This window comes from Variovorax sp. GW821-FHT09A10 (assembly GCF_059418385.1).
Genome location: NZ_JBWKPT010000014.1, coordinates 13,593 through 30,743 on the forward strand (window position 1 = coordinate 13,593; position 17,151 = coordinate 30,743).

The window sequence follows — 17,151 nt, forward strand, 5'->3', positions numbered from 1 at the left end:
GTTAAACCGAGGTCAGGGGACCAGCTTCCACTGGCCCTTGTTCATCTGCACGATCACGACGCCGCGCTGGTCCGAGCCGTAGCGGTCGTCGGGCTTGAAGGTGTAGATGCCGTGCGTGCCCACCAGCTCCTTCGTGCCCACGATGGCATCGCGCAGCGCCGTGCGGTACTGCGGCGTGCCGGGCTCGCCCTTGGTGCGCGAGGCCGCATCGGCCAGCAGCAGGTAGGCGTCGTAGGTGTACGACGAGAACGCATCGGTGGGCACCGCGCCGTTCGCCTTCTGGTACGCAGCGCGAAAGCCCATCGCGACCTTCTTGATGGGGTTGCTGTCGGGCAGCTGGTCGGCCACCAGCACCGGGCCGCTGGGCACCTGCAGGCCGTCGATGGCCGTGCCGCCCACGCGCACGAAGTCGGCGTTGATGAGGCCGTGCGTGCCGTAGATCTTGCCCTTGTAGCCGCGCTCGGCCAGTGCCAGGTAGGGCAGCGCGCCCGGCGTGCCGGAGTTGCCCGCGAACACCGCGTCGGGCCGCGCCGCGACGATCTTCAGGATCTGCCCGGCCACCGACGAATCGCTGCGCGCATAGCGCTCGTTGGCCACCACCTTGATGCCGGCGGTGGCGGCGCTCTTCACGAGCGAGTCGTAGGCCAGGTCGCCCAGCGCGTCCGAAAAACCGATGAAGGCCACCGTCTTCACGCCCGACTTCTGCATGCGCTCGACCACGCCCGCCACCATGAGCGGGAACGGCTGCGACACGGTGACGGTCCATGCGCCGTCCGCGCCCGGGATGGTCACGGGCGTGGGCGAGATGAGCGGCGTGTTGAGCTCGCGCGCCACCGAGGCGATGGCCATCGCGCCCGGCACGCCCGAGGTGCCGATGAGCACGTCGACCTTGTCTTCCGTCACCAGCTTGCGCGCGTTGCGCCCGGCGGTGGTCGGGTCGGACGCATCGTCGAGCACGATGAGCTGCACCTTGCGCCCGCCGATCTCGGGCCGCTCGGCGATGGCCGCGCGGATGCCCTTCTCGTAGGGCACGCCCAGCGCCGCGACCGGCCCCGAGAGCGAGCTGATGAAGCCGATCTTGAGGTCTGCCGCCGCCGCACCGACGGCGGTGAAGGCGGCCAGCAGCGCGAGGCCAAGGCGGGAGATTTTCTTCATGGGAGCTTCCTCTTCGGGGGTTGGAATGGGGACGAGGGACGGTCAGTAGCGCAAGGTGCGGCGCGATTCGAGGTCGGCGTCGACCTGCGCGGGCGTGAGCCGCTCCGGCTTGCATTCGAAGCGCTCGAACAGCGCCAGCTGGTCGGCGTAGTGGCGGTCGCGCACGCCGGCCGGGCTCACGAAACCGCTCTGCCCCGGCGCCGCGACCGAGCACATGTCGAGCGCGCCCGGGCGCAGCACGACGCGGTAGTTGAGCGTGCCGCGGTTCATGTAGGGGCTGACCTCGGGCTCGTCGCCCGCGCCGGCCCATGGCACGCCGATGGCGTTGATGCGCGAGAAGCGATGCCGCACCACGGGCGTGGTCCACGCGGCCATGTCGGGCCCGAGGCGGGTGCGCAGCTCGCCCACCGCATCGGTCAGCGCGGCGCGCACCATCGTGCGCGGGTCCTGCCCGTTGAAGAAGTCGTGGCGCTGCGGCACGCCCGAGGCCGGGCCGCTCAGCGCGTTCCACAGCAGCTTGGCCACGGCCGCGGGCTGGGCGCTGCCCGGCGAGCCGCGCGGCGTGAGCGTGGGATAGCCGAGGTTGGCGTAGGTCGCGAACACGGCCGGCGGCAGGTCGTCGGCCAGCAGGCGCCGCGACATCGCGCCCAGCCAGGCGCGCAGCACGGTGGTGGCGCGGTTGTCGTACACCTCGCCGCCCGGGGCGACGCGGTTCTTCAGGTCCCAGTTGGCGAGCAGGTCGGCCGCGCGGCGCACGGGGTCACCGGCCGGCAGGCCCTTGGCCGCGTCGACGATGAGGGGCACGAAGTAGCGCGCGTTCAGGTCGGCCAATGCCGCGCCCTGGCTCACGCGCCAGACCTCGTCGGCGCCCAGCTTCGCCGTGCCCTGCAGCTGCGCATGGATTTCGGCGACGCGGTCGACGTGCGAGAAGTTCGCGCCGTCCGCGCGCAGGCCTTCGGCGATCTGGTTGTTCCAGCTCGCGAGGTAGCCCTGCGCGGGGTTGTAGGCACGCGGGTTGGCGCTGAACGGCAGGCTGCCCTGCCACTCCATGCTGCCGTCGCCGCGTGCGGGAAAGCGGATGTCCTGCGTGGCCGGGCGGCGCGGCATGCGGCCCAGGCCCACGGCGCCGATGTTGCCCGCCACGTCGGCATAGAACCAGGTGATGGACGCGGCCACGCGCTCGCCCTGCGCAAGAAAGCCCGACCAGTCACGCGCCCGTGCGGCACGCGCCCAGCCGAGCATGGTCTCGACCTCGCGGCCCTGCCAGGTGCTGCGGGCGGTGTAGGCGCGGGCGTTGTCCGCGTCCCAGCTCTGCACGAAGCCGTGCACCGTGGCGTAGATGTCCACGCTCTGCGGCGCGGCGCCCTTCACGCGGATGACGTCGGTGCGCCGGGTCATCGGGCGGTAGGCGCCGTCGTACTTGTATTCGTGGCGGTTGGCCGGGTTCAGTTCTTCCTGGTAGATGTCGTTGGTGTCGAGCGAGCCCACCGTCGAACCCCAGGCGATGGTGCCGTTGGTGCCGAACAGCACCGGCAGCAAGCCGATGGGCGTGAGGCCCGTGAGGTCGTAGCCCGCGCCGTGCAGGCCGATGCCGTGCACGAACGACGGATTGTTGAAGCCCTGTTGCGGGCCGTTGTACAGGACGGCCACGCCTTCCTTGGTGCGCGAGGGGCCGAGTACCCAGGCGTTGCTCGCGGTCGGCATGCCTTCGGTGGCGGCCAGGCCCATGCGGGCGACCTGCGTGGCGCGGAAGTCGGCGGCGGCCTGCGCGGAGACCGGCGCGAGCGCGGCGTCGCCGGGCTCGGCGCTTGCCAGCCGGTTCGCGGTGCCGCGCGGCACGATGGTCGGCGCGGTCGGGTCTTCGAGCCAGCGCAGCTGCTCGTACAGCTGCAGGCCGGCGACGTCGCCGCGCGCGGCCTTGAGCTGGTTGAGCAGCGAGAGGTTGGCCACCTCGGCCGTGCCCGCGAAGAAGCGGTTGAGGATCAGGCCGATCCAGACCATGGCCACGTCGTCGGCGGTCCAGGGCGCGGGCTCGAAGCCGTTGTCGATGAACTCGCGCGGCATGAGCTTGGCGCGGTCGGCCAGCACGTCGCGGATGCGCGCGTTGACGCCCGCGGCGTAGCCTTCGAACATGGCGCGGTCGTCCGCGTTCAATGCATCGATCTGGCGGCGGATCGACACCGGATCGATGTTGGCGCGCGTGGCCTTGTCGGTCGCGACGAACTCGGCCCCCAGCACCTCGGCCACGCTGCCGTTGCCCGAGCGCCGCGCCATCTCCAGCTGGTAGAGCCGGTCTTCGGCAACGGCATAGCCGAAGCCGTGGAACAGGCCGCGCGTGTCGCTGGCGTAGACGTGCGGCACGCCGTAGCGGTCGCGCTTGATGGTGACTTCTCCGCTGCTGCCGGGTGCGGTCGCGGCGCAGCCGGCCAGCAGCGCGGCGGCGAACAGCACGGTGCCGGTCGCGCGCCGGCGACGCAGGGAACGAAGCAGCGGGTGCATGGGGTGGGCGGCGTTCATCGGATCGACGCGAGGGCGTTCAGGGCACCAGCTTCCACTGGCCCTTCTCGAGCTTCACGACGACGCGCGAACGGTCGTCCGAGCCGTAGCGCTCGGTGGGCTTGAAGTTGTAGACCGAGTGCGTGCCCACCAGCTCCTTGGTGCTCACGATGGCATCGCGCAGCGCCAGGCGGAACTGCGGCGTGCCGGGCTCGGCCTTGGTGGCCAGCGCGCGCTGGGCGGCGTCCAGGTACACCAGCCAGGCATCGAAGGTGTAGGCCGAGAAGGCGTCGGTCGGCGGTGCGCCGTTGGCCTTCTGGTAAGCCGCGCGGAAGTCCATCGACACCTTGCGGATCGGGTTGTCGGCGGGCAGCTGCTCGGCCACGATCACCGGGCCGGTGGGGGCCAGCAGGCCTTCGACCGAGGCACCGCCCACGCGCACGAAGTCGGGGTTGATGAGCGCGTGCATGCCGTAGATCTGGCCCTTGTAGCCGCGCTCCGAAAGCGCGAGGTACGGCAGCGCACCCGGCGTGCCCGAGGTGCCGGTGATCACCGCGTCGGGGCGCAGCGCCACGATCTTGAGCACCTGCCCGGTCACCGAGGCGTCGCCGCGCGCATAGCGCTCGTTCGACACGATCTTGATGCCGGCCGGCTCGGCGCTCTTTTGCAGCGCGCCGTACACCAGGTCGCCCCAGGCGTCGGAAAAGCCGATGTAGCCGACCGTCTTCACGCCCGACTTCTTCATGCGCTCGACCACCGCGCTCACCATGAGCGGCGCGGGCTGCGGCAGCGTGACCATCCACGCGCCCTCCTCGCCCGGCAGGTTGGCGTTGGCGATGGAGATCAGCGGCGTCTTGGTTTCGCGCGCCACGCCGGCAATGGCAAGCGCGCCGGGCGAACCGGCCGTGCCGATGATGACGTCGACCTTGTCCTCGTCGATCATCTTGCGTGCATTGCGCGCGGCCGTGGTGGGGTCGGACGCATCGTCGAGCTGCACCAGCTGGATCTTGCGGCCGCCCAGGTCGGCCTTGTAGGCGAGCGCGGCCTTCATGCCCTTTTCGTACGGAATGCCCAGCGACGACACCGGCCCCGACAGCGAGGTGATGAAGCCGACCTTGAGATCGGCGGCCCATGCGCTGGCGGCGCTCAGCGCGCCGAGGCCCGCGACAACAGCCGCGAGGGTGCGAATTCGGTTCAGGACTTTCATGGCGATGCTCCAGAGGTGATGTTTTTGAACGGAACGGAACGAAACGGACGCTGAAATGAAACTAGAGGGCCAGGCTGCCGACGCTGGTGCCGCCGCACACGTAGAGGACCTGGCCGGTGACGAAGCTGTTCTCGGGCGCGGCGAAGAAACGCACGGCGCGTGCCACGTCGGCCGATTCGCCCAGGCGCTTGACGGGCACCGAGGCCGCGAGCGCACGCTCCTTCTCGCTGCCGGCCTCGACGACGTCGTAGAACATGTCGGTGCGGATCGGGCCCGGCGCCACCACGTTCACCGTGATGCCGTCGGCCGCGAGCTCCAGCGCCCAGGTGCGCGCCATGCCCAGCATGCCGGCCTTGGTGGCCGAGTAGCTGGTGCGCGTGGCCAGGCCCAGCGCGGCGCGCGACGACAGCAGCACCACGCGGCCGAAGCGCTGCGCACGCATCGCGGGCAGCGCGCCCTGCACGAGCTGGATGGCACAGCCCAGGTGCAGGTCGACCAGCGCATCGAGGTCGTCGAGCTTCACCTCGGGCAGCAGCGCGGCGCGGATGACGCCGGCGTTGTGCACGATCGTGGTCGGTGCGAAGCGCTCGACCAGTTCGCGCACGGCCTGGCCGGTGGCGGCGCGGTCGGCCAGGTCGACCTCGAGGCTGTGCATCTTGGGGTGGTCGATCTCGGCCTTGCGGCGCGCGAGCGAGACCACCTCGTAGCCTTGCGCGAGCAAGTCTTCGCAGATGGCCTTGCCGATGCCGGCGCTGCCGCCGGTGACGGCCGCGACCTTGGGGGCGGCGGCGCTCATGCCGTGGCTCCCACCAGGGCCAGCACGCGCAGCGGGCTGCCGCTGCCCTTCTCGATCTTCAGCGGCGGGCAGATCAGCACCGCGCCCGATGCTGGCAGCAGGTCGAGGTTGCTCAGGCACTGCAGGCCGTAGCGGCCCGCGCCGTGCATGTAGTAGTGGCAGGGGTACGGCGGGCGCAGGTGGTAGCCCTGCCCCGCGTCGGTCCCGATGGCTTCGGAGCCGAAGCCCAGCACGTCGCGTTGCTCGACCAGGAAGCGCACGGCCTCGGTGCTCGGGCCGGGCGTGTGCTGGCCGGTCTCGTCGAAGTTCTGGTACGCCTCGGGGTCGGCGCGCTTGGACCAGTCGGTGCGCATGAGCACCCACGCGCCCTTGGGAATGCGGCCGTGCGCGGCTTCGTAGGCTTCGATGTCCTCGAGGGTCAGCAGGTAGTCGGGGTCGTCCTTCACCTGCGGCGAGCAGTCGATCACGCAGGCCGGCGCCACGAAGTGCTGCACGGGAATGGTGTCGACCGAGTTGTTCGGCAGGTCGCGGCCCGAGATCCAGTGGATCGGCGCGTCGAAGTGCGTGCCGGTGTGCTCGCCGCAGGAGAAGTTGTTCCAGTACCAGCCCGGGCCGCGCTCGTCGTACTTGGACACTTCCTCGATGCGGAAGGGCCAGCATTGGCCCATCTCGGGCGGCAGCGCGATCTGCGGAAACTCGGGCGTGAGCGTCTGCGTGAGGTCGATCACGCGGATGCGGCCGCTGGCCATGGCGGTCACGAGGCTGCCGAGGACTTCGGCGGCGGACATCAGTTCGTTGGTGGTCGTGGTCATCGTGTGATTCCTCTGCTCAGCCGCCAGCGGCCAGTTCGCGTTCGAGCACCTTGGGGTTGTCGCGCCAGCGCTCCAGCCACTCCTGCGCCACGTCGCCGGGGTACACGTCTTCCACGCCGTCGCGCAGTGCCTTCACGATGGCGCTGGCCAACGTGGTGGGTGCCAGCTTGGGCGGCGGCGTGTGCTGGTTCCATTCGTCGTCGATGGGGCCGGGGAACACGTTGATCACGCGGATGCCGGCGGGCCGCATCTCGGCGCGCAGGCACTGCGCCAGCGAATGCGCCGCGGCCTTCGAGGCGCTGAAGGTGCCGTGCGGCGGGAAATTGCTCAGCGCGTAGATCGACAGCAGGTTGACCCACGCCGTCGCGCCCGTGGCGCCGTCGGCCGAGCGGCCCTTGAGCGCGGGGCCGAACTCCTGCGCCAGGCGCAGCAGGCCGAAGTAGTTGATGTCCATCTCGGCCTTGGCCACGTCGGTGCCGCGGCGCGCACCGATGCCGAAGGTGCGGTGCACCTCGGCGTTGTTGATCACGATGTCGACCTTGCCGCCGATGGAACCGGCCAGCTCGGTCACCTGGCGGCCGTTGGTGAGGTCCAGCGGCACCAGCGTGACCTGCGGCAGCGCCGAGATGTCATCGAGCCCGTCGCCCATCTTCTTCCAGGGTTCGGCATGGCCGACCCAGACGATGTCGGCGCCGGCCTTCACCAGCGCACGCACGAGGGCCTGGCCCGTCTCGGTCTTGCCGTCGGTCACCAGCACCTTGCGGAACTTCGGGTCGCTGGTCATTTCGCGCAGCATCTTGTCGTCGGCCATGTGGGGACTCCCTTCAGTCGGAAAAGCAATGAGGACGGCCTGGCCGGCGCGGTCGAGCCGGGCGCCGACACGCACGCGCGTGGGCGCATCGCCGACCTCGCCGTGCAGGTGGACCATGAGCGTGGGGCCGGCATCCAGGTGCACCAGGCCCAGCCGCCAGGGCAGCCGCTCGCGAAAGAACAGGTCGTTGCTGTGGTGCAGCGTGGTGCTGCCGAGCAGCGCGCCCTCGCCGCTCTGCTGGCGCCAGCGCAGCGCGGCCGACAGGCACTTGTGGCAGACCTCGCGCGGCGGGTACTGCACCGTGCCGCAGTCTTCGCAGGTCTGCAGCTCGAAGCGGCCTTCGGCGGCGGCGGCCGTGAGGCCGAGCGCCACGCGGCCACGCGCGCCGGGCGGCAGGTTCATCTGCCGGGTGCGCAGCACCGGGTTCTTGCGCGGGGGGCGCATCATCGGCATCGTCATGCGGGTCTCCCCAGGATGACCGCGCCCGTACAGAGGCAGCGGTCGTAGGTCACCATGCCGAAGCCGGCGACAAGGCCCAGCTGGGCGTTGGGCACGGCGCGCGCGCCGGCCTGGTCGGTCAGTTGTCGGATCGCCTCGACCATGCCGAGGAAGCCGCCCGCCGCACCGGCCTGCCCGGCCGAGAGCTGGCCGCCGCTGGTGTTGTTCGGAAAGCTGCCGTCGAAGGTCATGGTGTTGGCCTGCACGAAGGCCGAGCCCTCGCCCTTCTCGCAGAACCCCAGGTCTTCGAACTGCATCATCACGATGACGGGGTAGTCGTCGTAGGTCTGCACGAAGTCGAGTGCGGCGGGCTGCACGCCGGCCTGCGCGTAGAGGTCGTCGCGGTCCTTGCGCCAGCCGCCCTGCACCATCACCGGGTCTTCGGCGTAGGCGTTGTGGCGCTCGATGGCGCCGCGGATCACGACGTGCGCCAGGCCCAGGTCGCGCGCGCGCTCCTCGCTCATCACGAGGAAGGCATCAGCGCCCGCGCAGGGCATCACGCAGTCGAACAGGTGGATCGGGTCGGAGATGGGTCGCGCGGCCATGTACTCGTCGAGCGTGAGGCCCTTCTTGAACATGGCGTTGGGGTTGCCCAGCGCGTTGGTGCGCTGGTCCACGCAGATGCGCCCGAAGTCTTCGCGCGTGGCGCCGTAGGTGCGCATGTAGTTGGCGGTGATGAACGCGAAGATCGAGTTCGGGCCGCCCGAGCCGTAGGGGTAGCTCGCATCGCGCGCGAAGTTGCTGAAGCTGCCCAGCGTCTGTCGGAAGGAGTCGACGTGGTTGGTGTCGGCGCCCACGCAGGCGACGATGTCGGCATCGCCCGCCTGCACGGCGCGCGCCGCGCGGCGCAGGCACATCACGCCCGAGGCACCGCCGGTGGGCATGTGGTCGAGCCAGCGCGGCGACAGGCCCAGGTGCTGCGTGACGCCCACGGCCGTGTCGGGCGCGAGCGAGAAGCTGCTCAGGCACAGGCCGTCGATCTGTTCCTTGGCCACGCCGCTGGCCTGCACCAGCGCGTCGATGGCCTGGCCGACGAACCAGTGCGCGGTGCGCGTGGAGTAGCGCACGTAGGGCACGGTGACGGGCACCGCGACCGCGACGCCTTCGTAGGAAAGCCGGTTGCGCTTGGTCATGCCTGCCTCTTTTTCATGGAGCGCGTGTCGATGCAATGGCCCTGGCCCGGCAGCGACTGCGCCATCTCGCGCAGCTGGCCGCGCTGGATCTTCTGCGAGGGCGTGAGCGGCAGCGCGTCGACGAAGGCCACGTAGCCCGGCGCCTTGTAGTACGCCAGCTGCGCCAGCGCATGCTGGACGATGCTGGCCGCGACCGCTTCGCGCTGCGACGCATCGCTGCCGTCGCGCAGCACGATGCACGCCAGCACCTCGTCGCCGCGCACCGCATCGGGCGTGGCGGCCACGGCCGAGGTCTTCACGGCCGGGTGCTGGTTGAGCACGCTCTCGACCTCGACGGCCGAGATGTTCTCGCCGCTGCGGCGGATCACGTTCTTCTTGCGATCGACGAAGAAGAAGTTGCCGTCGGCATCGCGGCGCACGAGGTCGCCGGTGTGGAACCAGCCGTCGGCCCAGGCCTCGCGCGTGGCCTCTTCGTCCTTCAGATAGCCGGAGAAGAAATAACGGCGCGGGTCGGCGCCGGCCGAGCGCACCAGCAGTTCGCCGGGCATGTCGGTGCCCACGTCGCTGCCGTCCTCGCCCATGAGGCGGATCTCGACGAAGTCTTCCTGCCGGCCGAAGCAGCTGGTGCCCACGAGGCGCGGCTCGCGGTTGGCCATGATGCAGGCGGCGGCGCCGGTCTCGGTCATGGCCCAGGCCTCGACCAGCGGGAAGCCGAAGCGTTCCTCGAAGGGCGCGTGGTTCTTGCGGTCGACACCGGCGCCGAAGCCCCAGCGGATCGCGTGGTCGCGGTCGGCCGCCGACGCGGGGGCCGACAGCAGCATCGCGGGCATCACGCCCAGGTAGTGGACGATGGTCGCGCCGCTTTCCTTCGCGCTGACCAGCCAGCTCTTCGGGTGGAAGCGGTCGAGCTGCACGAGGCAGCCGCCTGCAATGAGCACCACCATGGTCGAGAACGCCATCGCGTTCATGTGGTTGAGCGGCAGCGGCGTGATCACGCGCTCGGCGTCGGGGCGGATGCTGCACACGCCGTCGAGCGCGGCATACCACTCGCCGGCACGCAGGAAGTACGCGTTGCTCAGGATGCAGCCCTTGGGCCGGCCCGTGGTGCCCGAGGTGTAGAGCAGGCCGCATTCGGTGTCGGTGCCGATGGGCTCGCCGGCGCGCGGCGCGGCGGTCTTCGCGGGCGGCACGGCATCGTCGGGGCCCATGGTCTCGAAGGCCACGCCGGCCTGCGCGGCGGCGGCCTGCAGATCGGCGGCGCGCTCGGGCAGCGTGACAGCCAGGCCGATCTCGCTGTGGCCGATGAGGTAGACCAGCTCGGCCGAGCGCATCTCGGCGTTGATCGGCACCACGCTCGCGCCCAGCGCGTTCAGCGCGAGCCAATGGAAGATGAAGGCGGGCCGGTTCTCCAGCAGCAGGCCGACGCGGTGGCCGTGGCCGTAGCCGGCCCGTGCGTAGGCGGTGCGCAGCCGCTCGATTTCTGCGGCGGCCTCGCCCCAGCGGATGGCGCCGGCGGCGATGCCGTAGGCGGCGGCGGTCACCGATTCGGTGAAGAGGAATTCGGCCTGCGGGGTGCGCGCGGCCGTGGCGGCGAACACCTGGTGGACGGTGGCGTGGGTCATCGCGTCCTCAGATGAAGAGCTGCACGGCCGGAAGCGCCGCGTCGCAGTTGAGCAGGTCGACGCGCTTGAGCGTCATGCGCAGCGCGCCGTCCTGCACCGTGAGGTGATGGAAGAAGGTGCCGACGTAGAACTGCAGCTCGTCGCCCTGCGACTCGGTGTAGTGGAACTCGGTGCGCGCCACGAAGCGGCGGGCCTCGGTGTCGAAGGTCTCGACCACGGGCACCTGCAGCAGGTGGTGGCAGCGGCTTTGCGGCTGCTGCGAGAACGCGCGCGGGCTCTTCAGGCGCTCGATGCGCAGCTCGCGCAACAGCTTGTCCTCGTACAGGTGCGAGGTGTGGTTCAGGCCGTCTTCCTGCTCGGGCACGAGCGGAATCCAGTAGAACGCGTCGTCGGTGAAGAGCGCGTTCCACGCCTCGTAGCGGCGGGTGTCGAGCAGGCGCGCTTCGTTGACGACGAAGTCGACGAGGTCCTGGCGGGTGATATCGGCGGCAGCCATTACATCGTCTCCGTCATGCGCTGCACCCAGCTTCGATATTGGTTGCGCATGGGCAGCTCGTTGGTGCCGCCCGTGGTGATCTCGCCGCCCTTCAGTTCCGAGGCGTCGTAGTCGCGGTGCAGGCTCACCCACTCGTTGCCGCTGGCGTGCAGGCCGGCCTGCATGCCGCGGTAGGCCTGCAGGTCGTCGTGGCCCACCACCGAGAACGGCGAGTTGATGAGGCGGTTGTACATGGTGGTGCGCTGCAGCAGCTCGGGCGGCGCGCCCTTGAGGCGGAAGGTCCAGCTCTCGATGAGGGTCTTGTCGGCCGAGATCGGCTTGACCACGCGGATCGCCTGGATCGCGCCCTTGATCGTGAGGTTCGGGTAGTACACGGTGTTGTGCCGCGCCATGCCCAAAATCTGCGCCGTCTTCTCTTCGCCGTAGCGCGCCTTCATGGCGTCGTCGTACTCGGGGATCGCCTTGTACTTGCTGTGGATGCTGAAGTGCACGCCCGTGAAGCTGTGGCCGTGGTCGTACGTGCGGATGCCCATGTCCTCGAAGAACTTGTAGTCGGACATGAAGGGCACGAACTGCTCCACGGCCATGGGCTTGGGTTCGTCTTCCGGCTTGTCGGCCCACATGCGCTTGGCGGTGCCGGCCGACGACTCGTGCGCCACCATCGGGTGCATGGTGTCGTTGAGGTTCTCGACGAACATCTTCCAGTTGCACTGGTGCATGAAGCGCAGGCAGCCGCCGGCGATTTCGAGTTCGCCCTCGGGCGAGCGGTCGGCCATGTTGTCGATGGAGCTGAGCGAATCGCCGAAGTACGCGTCGAAGTCGGGGCCCGCATCGTTGATCTTCACGAAGATGAAGCCACGATGGCTGCGCACGTGCTTCACCGGCGTGAGGCCCTTGCCCGACTCGCATTCGTGGAGTTGCGTGTGCTCGTAGCCGGTCTTCAGCGGAATGGCCAGCGGCGCGCCGTCGGTCTTGAAGGTCCAGGCGTGGTACGGGCAGCGAAAGAACTTGCCGGTGTTGCCGCAGGGCCCGTTCACCAGGCGCGAGCCCTTGTGGGCGCAGCGGTTCATCATGACGCGCACGCTGCCGTCGCTGTGGCGCACGACGATCAGTGGACGGCCCGCGATCTCGTTGGTGATCCAGTCGCCCGACTTCGGCAGCTGGCTCTCGTGGCCGACGTAGTTCCAGGTGTTGGCGAAGAAGTGCTCCTGCTCCAGCTCGAAAAGCTCCTGGCTGGTGTACAGGTCGCGGTGCACGCGGTCGTTCTGCACGAGCGCGCGAACGGCATCGGGGTTGTCTCGGTACGAAGGCATGGTTCTCCTGGCTCCTTCCTGGCTGGCTTTTCTCAGAGGTCGAGCACCAGGCGCGCTCCCTTGGCGCGCGAGATGCAGATCTGCATGACGGTGCCTTCCGCCTTCTCGCGGGCGGTGAGCACGTAGTCGCGGTGGTCGATCTCGCCCTCGATCACGGGCACGGCGCACACGCCGCATTCGCCGCGCTTGCAATCGAACATCGGGTCGCAGCCGTGTTCGATGAGGCAGTCGAGGATGCTCTGGCCGACCGGCACGGTGAAGCGCTGGCCCGACTGGGCGAGTTCCACCTCGAAGGGCTGGTCGCCCTCCTCCACGACGGGTTCGGTGAAGAGTTCGAAATGCACGCGGTCGTGTTCCCAGCCGCGGCCCTGTGTGCGCGCGAGCACGGCGTCGAGCATGACCTTGGGGCCGCACACGTAGAGGCGGTCGCCGGCGGGCACGGCGTCGAGCAGCGCGTCGATGTCCAACGGCGCACCGGCCTCGGCGTCGGCGTGCACGCGCAGGTCGTCGCCCAGCAGCGCCTGCAGCTCGGGCAGGAAGGCCATGAGGTCGCGGCTGCGGCCGGCGTAGTGCATGCGCACGGCGGCGCCTTCGGCGCGGCGGCGCGCGGCCATCGACGCCAGCGGCGTCACGCCGATGCCACCCGCCACCAGCACCGTGCCGCCCGGGCCGGTGTGCAGCGGAAAGTCGTTCTTCGGCGGCTCGATGGTGAGCACGCTGCCCTCGGCCAGCCCTTCGTGCATGAAGCGCGATCCGCCACGGCCTTCGGCCTCCTTGCGCACGGCGATCACGTAGTCGGTCGGGGCGTTGGTGGCGTTGCGCTCGGTGGCGAAGTTGATGAGCGAGTAGTGGCGCCAGTCGGTGGTGCCGTCGGCCAGCGTCACCTGCACGCGGATGTGCGCGCCAGCGGCGAAGCCGGGCAGCGCGCGGCCGTCTTCGGCGCGCAGGCGCAGCAGGCGGATCAGCGGGTTGAGGGCGCGCGCTTCGACGACGCGAAGCTGGAGCGTGGGGGCGGTCATGGTTCGGGTCCCTTCAGGCCAAGGCGTGCTGCACCAGCGCGGCCTGCAGCTTGTGGCCGTGTTCGTCGGCGAGCGCCGCGTCGCGCAGTTCGCGCAGCGTGGCGGGCGCCAACGCGGCACCCGCGCGCTCGAACGCGCGCATCACGGTGTCGTAGTTGCGCAGGCCGCGCTCGTGCGTGTCGCTGTAGCCCTTGACCAGGCGCTGGCACTGAGCGAGCTCGACGGCGAGCGCGGGGTTGCGTGGCGCGGTGGCGGCAATGCGTTGCAGCCATTCCTCGATGCGGCGGTTTTCGTCGGCGTAGCGCATCGTCGAGCGGCGCCAGCCCTTGCAGGCCGCGACCATGCGCAGCATCAAGTAGCCGCGCAGCGAGCTGGTGCGGATCACGCGGCCGTGCTGCGTGAAGCGCTCGACGATCTTCTTCGGCAGCGTGGAGTGCATGAGCCAGCGGCCAAGGCCGCCGGGCAGCGTCTCGCAGATTTCCTGCAGGCGCGGGTGCATGTACTCGTGGATGGCGAGCAGCTGGCCCGGCTGCACGCCGGCCTCGCCGTGCACACGCTCGAAGCGGGTCGCGCGGGTCTTCAGGGCGGCGACGCGGGCCGTGTCTTCGTAGGACATCCACAGCGCGAGGTGGCGCGCGGTCTCGCGCAGCAGGCGGTGGGCGTCGTCGGGCAGCTTCGCAACCGCGGCCATGCGGTCGAGGTACAGGCCGGCGTAGGCCAGGTCCTGGTAGTCGATGAGGCGGCGCACGCCTTCGAGCAGGAAGTCGTGCGCGGGCAGCGGAAAGTCGCGCTGCACGCGCTCGACCAATGCGCGCACGGCCGGGTGGCGCGGCTGCGGTGCGGGCGTGGCGGCCGGTGCGACCTTGGCGGGTTCGCCGTCGTCGCCGTCCTGTGCACGGTCGAATGCCGCGCCGAAGGCCTTGAGGCTGGGCTTCACGCCCACGCCGCCGCGCTCGATGGTGGCCTCGAACTGCGCACGGCCGAAGGGCAGCACGCCCGAGCCCGCGAGCGTGCCGAACAGCACGGCGCTGATCACGCTGCCCGAGGCTTCGGCGGCCTGCGCCATGTCGAAGCGGATGAAGCGCTTGGCGGCGCGCGCGGTGTGGGCGAGCAGCTGGTCGCTGTCGACACGGCCGTCGCCCATGGCGCTCTTTTCGGCGATGGAGAAGACGCGGTGCGTGGAGGCGATGAGCGTGGTGCGGTCGCGCGTGACCAGCCCGCGCTGCACCGCGCGGCCGGCTTCCATGAGCTCGGAGGCGAGCACCACGTCGACGTCGCCCGGCAGCGGCATCAGCGCGAGCACGGGGCGCCCGCCGTCGGCGTGGGCCTGCGCATCGGGGTACAGCTCGACGTAGTAGATGGTCGCGCCGGTGCGCTGGGCCACGCCGGGCACCGAGGTGGTCTGGGCGACGTAGCCGTTGGCCTCACCCATGTCGACGATCCAGTCGGCGAGCACGCCGCCGCCCTCGCCGCCCATGGCGAGGATGGCAATCTTGATGGGTTGAACCTTGTTCGTCATGGCGTCAGAAGGCATAGGCGTCGCGGCGGCGCGCGTCGCCGCGCTGCAGCCAGCCGATGACGGCGGTGCGCACGCGCTGGCGGAAACGGTCCCAGGCGGTCGGGTTGCTCACGACCTGCGCCTTGTAGAACGAGGGGCACAGCACGGCGGCGTGCGAGACGTCGCCGCAGTTGCCGCAGCCCACGCAGCTGTCGAGCACGGTGGCGACGGGGTCGATGCGCAGCGGATCGGGGTTAGGCTTGATCGAGAGCGACGGGCAGCCCGACAGGCGGATGCACGAGTGGTCGCCGGTGCAGGTGTCGGCATCGACGCCGAACTTGTCGCGCACCATGCGCTTGCCGTCGGCGATGGCCTTGCGCACCAGCGGCTTCTCGCGGCGCTGCTTGTTGAGCATGCACTCCGACTGCGCGATGAGGACCTTGGGGCCCTTCTTGGTGGTGGTGAGCGCGTCTTTCAGCGCGTCGCGCATGCCGGCGACGTCGTAGGTGCGGCGCATCGTCTTCACCCATTCGACGCCCACGCCGCGCACGGCGCGCTCGATCTCGTGGCCGGTGCTGCGCGTCTTGTTGACGGCGGTCGACGAGAGGATGTCCTGCCCGCCCGTGGCCGAGGTGTAGTTGTTGTCGACGATGATGGTGAGGTTGTCGCTCTTGTTGAAGACCGCGTTGGCCACGCCGCTCGTCAGGCCGTTGTGCCAGAAGCCACCGTCGCCCATCATCGAGATCGCGCGCTTGCCCGCGGGTGCGTTGAGCGCCGAAGCGCCCGCACCGCCGAGGCCGTAGCCCATCGTCGTGTTGCCGATGTTGAAGGGCGGCAGGATCGAGAACAGGTGGCAGCCGATGTCGGCGCTCACGTGGTGCGCACCGAGTTCGCGCTCGACCAGCTTCATGGCGCTGAAGATCGGGCGCTCGGGGCAGCCGGTGCAAAAGCCCGGCGGGCGCGCATGCACCACGTCGCCGAGCGCGCTCGACGGCTGCGCGGGCTCGGGCGCGGCATCGACGCCGATGGCCGCCACTTCCTTCAGCGGAATCACCTTGCGCACCGGTGCGGGCACCGGCAGCGGCGCAAGGCGTTCGTAGCGCTCGCAGAAGGTGCGCGTGCCCTTGAGCAGTTCGAGCGTCGTGTACTCGCCGGCCACGGGCAGCATGTCCTTGCCGTGCAGCGCGGTGGTGGAGCCGGCCTGGCGCAGGATGGTCGCGAGGTTCTGCTCGACGAAGTTGGGCTGGCCTTCTTCCACGATGAGCACGGCGCGCTTGCCTTCGCAGAAGCGGATGACTTCGCTCTCGATGACGGGATAGGCCACGTTCATCACATACAGCGGCACGCGGGTCTCGCCGTACACGTCGGCCAGGCCCAGGCGTTCGAGTGCGCGCAGCAGCGTGTTGTAGCTGCCGCCCTGCACGATGATGCCGATGTCGTCGGCGTCTTCGGAGAAGAACTCGTTGAGCTGGCGCTCTTCGATGAAGCGCACGGCGGCGGGCCAGCGGTCTTTCACCTTCTCTTGTTCATGCACGAAGCTCGCGGGCGGCAGCACGATGCGGCTGACGTCGCGCTGCGGGTTCTCCAGCGCTTCCTTCAGCGTGAACTTGGCGCGCTTGTTGTCGCCGGCGATGAAGTGGCCGTGCACGTGGCAAGCACGGATGCGCAGCTGCAGCATCACCGGCGTGTTGCTGGCCTCCGAGAGGTCGAAACCGGTCTTCACCGCATCGACGATGCTCGGCAGGTTGGGCCGCGGATCGAGCAGCCAGATCTGCGACTTCATGGCGAACGCATGGCTGCGCTCCTGCATGATCGACGAGCCTTCGCCGTAGTCCTCGCCCACGATGATGAGCGCGCCGCCGGTGACGCCACCCGAGGCCAGGTTGGCCAGCGCATCGGACGCCACGTTGGTGCCGACGGTCGCCTTGAAGGTGACGGCGCCGCGCAGCGGGTAGTTGACGGAGGCGGCCAGCGTGGCGGCGGCGGTGGCTTCGCTGGCGCTGTTCTCGAAGCGGATGCCGTGGTCGGCCAGGATGTCCTGCGCGTCGGCCAGCACGTCCATGAGGTGCGAGATGGGCGCGCCCTGGTAGCCCGCCACGTACGACACCCCCGACTCCAGCAGGGCCTTGGTGACGGCCAGAATGCCTTCGCCGCGGAACACTTCTCCACCAGTAAGTCGCAGCTTCTTGACTTCTTCGACGAACGAACGCTCAGCCATGGATGTCCTTCTTCTTTCTCGTGGGAGGATGCGGCCCCGGGGTCACATCACGGTTCCTATAATGTTTAGAAATGAAT

13 protein-coding genes are annotated in these 17,151 nt (G+C 69.7%); all 13 read right to left on the minus strand.

Going from position 1 to position 17,151, the window contains the following annotated elements:
- Positions 1-12: 12 nt before the first annotated feature.
- Positions 13-1,155 (minus strand): ABC transporter substrate-binding protein, encoded by a 1,143-nt coding sequence (locus AC07Q9_RS30140; protein ID WP_159273269.1) that lies wholly within the window; start codon positions 1,153-1,155, stop codon positions 13-15.
- A 42-nt stretch (positions 1,156-1,197) separates the two neighbouring features.
- Entirely contained in the window at positions 1,198-3,654 is a 2,457-nt protein-coding gene (locus AC07Q9_RS30145) for a penicillin acylase family protein (RefSeq protein WP_495312802.1), read from the minus strand.
- 37 nt (positions 3,655-3,691) lie between these two features.
- The gene (locus AC07Q9_RS30150) at positions 3,692-4,858 is read right to left on the minus strand and encodes an ABC transporter substrate-binding protein (protein WP_495264152.1); all 1,167 of its coding nucleotides are present in this window, start codon (positions 4,856-4,858) and stop codon (positions 3,692-3,694) included.
- Between the two features lie 61 nt (positions 4,859-4,919).
- The gene (locus AC07Q9_RS30155; protein ID WP_070062343.1) at positions 4,920-5,654 is read right to left on the minus strand and encodes an SDR family oxidoreductase; all 735 of its coding nucleotides are present in this window, start codon (positions 5,652-5,654) and stop codon (positions 4,920-4,922) included.
- A complete protein-coding gene (locus AC07Q9_RS30160; protein ID WP_495312803.1) occupies positions 5,651-6,466 on the minus strand; it encodes a cyclase family protein in 816 nt (271 codons plus the stop codon). Before AC07Q9_RS30160 ends, AC07Q9_RS30155 begins: the two co-directional genes overlap by 4 nt.
- A 16-nt stretch (positions 6,467-6,482) precedes the next feature.
- Complete coding sequence (locus AC07Q9_RS30165; protein WP_495312804.1) at positions 6,483-7,736, minus strand: SDR family NAD(P)-dependent oxidoreductase; 1,254 nt, start codon at positions 7,734-7,736, stop codon at positions 6,483-6,485.
- Positions 7,733-8,908 (minus strand): thiolase family protein, encoded by a 1,176-nt coding sequence (locus AC07Q9_RS30170; RefSeq protein WP_487848927.1) that lies wholly within the window; start codon positions 8,906-8,908, stop codon positions 7,733-7,735. Before AC07Q9_RS30170 ends, AC07Q9_RS30165 begins: the two co-directional genes overlap by 4 nt.
- Entirely contained in the window at positions 8,905-10,530 is a 1,626-nt protein-coding gene (locus AC07Q9_RS30175) for an AMP-binding protein (protein WP_495312805.1), read from the minus strand. Before AC07Q9_RS30175 ends, AC07Q9_RS30170 begins: the two co-directional genes overlap by 4 nt.
- 7 nt (positions 10,531-10,537) lie before the next feature.
- Positions 10,538-11,026 (minus strand): aromatic-ring-hydroxylating dioxygenase subunit beta, encoded by a 489-nt coding sequence (locus AC07Q9_RS30180; RefSeq protein ID WP_495312806.1) that lies wholly within the window; start codon positions 11,024-11,026, stop codon positions 10,538-10,540.
- Entirely contained in the window at positions 11,026-12,339 is a 1,314-nt protein-coding gene (locus AC07Q9_RS30185; RefSeq protein ID WP_095950543.1) for an aromatic ring-hydroxylating dioxygenase subunit alpha, read from the minus strand. The genes AC07Q9_RS30180 and AC07Q9_RS30185 overlap by 1 nt, the downstream gene beginning before the upstream one ends.
- A 32-nt stretch (positions 12,340-12,371) precedes the next feature.
- Positions 12,372-13,358, minus strand: a complete 987-nt coding sequence (locus tag AC07Q9_RS30190; protein ID WP_495312807.1) for a PDR/VanB family oxidoreductase — start codon at positions 13,356-13,358, stop codon at positions 12,372-12,374.
- 13 nt (positions 13,359-13,371) lie between these two features.
- Positions 13,372-14,877 (minus strand): indolepyruvate oxidoreductase subunit beta family protein, encoded by a 1,506-nt coding sequence (locus tag AC07Q9_RS30195; protein ID WP_495312808.1) that lies wholly within the window; start codon positions 14,875-14,877, stop codon positions 13,372-13,374.
- A gap of 4 nt (positions 14,878-14,881) precedes the next feature.
- Complete coding sequence (locus AC07Q9_RS30200; RefSeq protein WP_495312809.1) at positions 14,882-17,074, minus strand: thiamine pyrophosphate-dependent enzyme; 2,193 nt, start codon at positions 17,072-17,074, stop codon at positions 14,882-14,884.
- Positions 17,075-17,151 lie beyond the last annotated feature (77 nt).

Bases quoted from the DNA above. Each gene is read 5' to 3' on its own strand.
- AC07Q9_RS30140 (WP_159273269.1), bottom strand. From the start codon at position 1,155: ATGAAGAAAATCTCCCGCCTTGGCCTCGCGCTGCTGGCCGCCTTCACC.
- AC07Q9_RS30145 (WP_495312802.1), bottom strand. From the start codon at position 3,654: ATGCACCCGCTGCTTCGTTCCCTGCGTCGCCGGCGCGCGACCGGCACC.
- AC07Q9_RS30150 (WP_495264152.1), bottom strand. From the start codon at position 4,858: ATGAAAGTCCTGAACCGAATTCGCACCCTCGCGGCTGTTGTCGCGGGC.
- AC07Q9_RS30155 (WP_070062343.1), bottom strand. From the start codon at position 5,654: ATGAGCGCCGCCGCCCCCAAGGTCGCGGCCGTCACCGGCGGCAGCGCC.
- AC07Q9_RS30160 (WP_495312803.1), bottom strand. From the start codon at position 6,466: ATGACCACGACCACCAACGAACTGATGTCCGCCGCCGAAGTCCTCGGC.
- AC07Q9_RS30165 (WP_495312804.1), bottom strand. From the start codon at position 7,736: ATGACGATGCCGATGATGCGCCCCCCGCGCAAGAACCCGGTGCTGCGC.
- AC07Q9_RS30170 (WP_487848927.1), bottom strand. From the start codon at position 8,908: ATGACCAAGCGCAACCGGCTTTCCTACGAAGGCGTCGCGGTCGCGGTG.
- AC07Q9_RS30175 (WP_495312805.1), bottom strand. From the start codon at position 10,530: ATGACCCACGCCACCGTCCACCAGGTGTTCGCCGCCACGGCCGCGCGC.
- AC07Q9_RS30180 (WP_495312806.1), bottom strand. From the start codon at position 11,026: ATGGCTGCCGCCGATATCACCCGCCAGGACCTCGTCGACTTCGTCGTC.
- AC07Q9_RS30185 (WP_095950543.1), bottom strand. From the start codon at position 12,339: ATGCCTTCGTACCGAGACAACCCCGATGCCGTTCGCGCGCTCGTGCAG.
- AC07Q9_RS30190 (WP_495312807.1), bottom strand. From the start codon at position 13,358: ATGACCGCCCCCACGCTCCAGCTTCGCGTCGTCGAAGCGCGCGCCCTC.
- AC07Q9_RS30195 (WP_495312808.1), bottom strand. From the start codon at position 14,877: ATGACGAACAAGGTTCAACCCATCAAGATTGCCATCCTCGCCATGGGC.
- AC07Q9_RS30200 (WP_495312809.1), bottom strand. From the start codon at position 17,074: ATGGCTGAGCGTTCGTTCGTCGAAGAAGTCAAGAAGCTGCGACTTACT.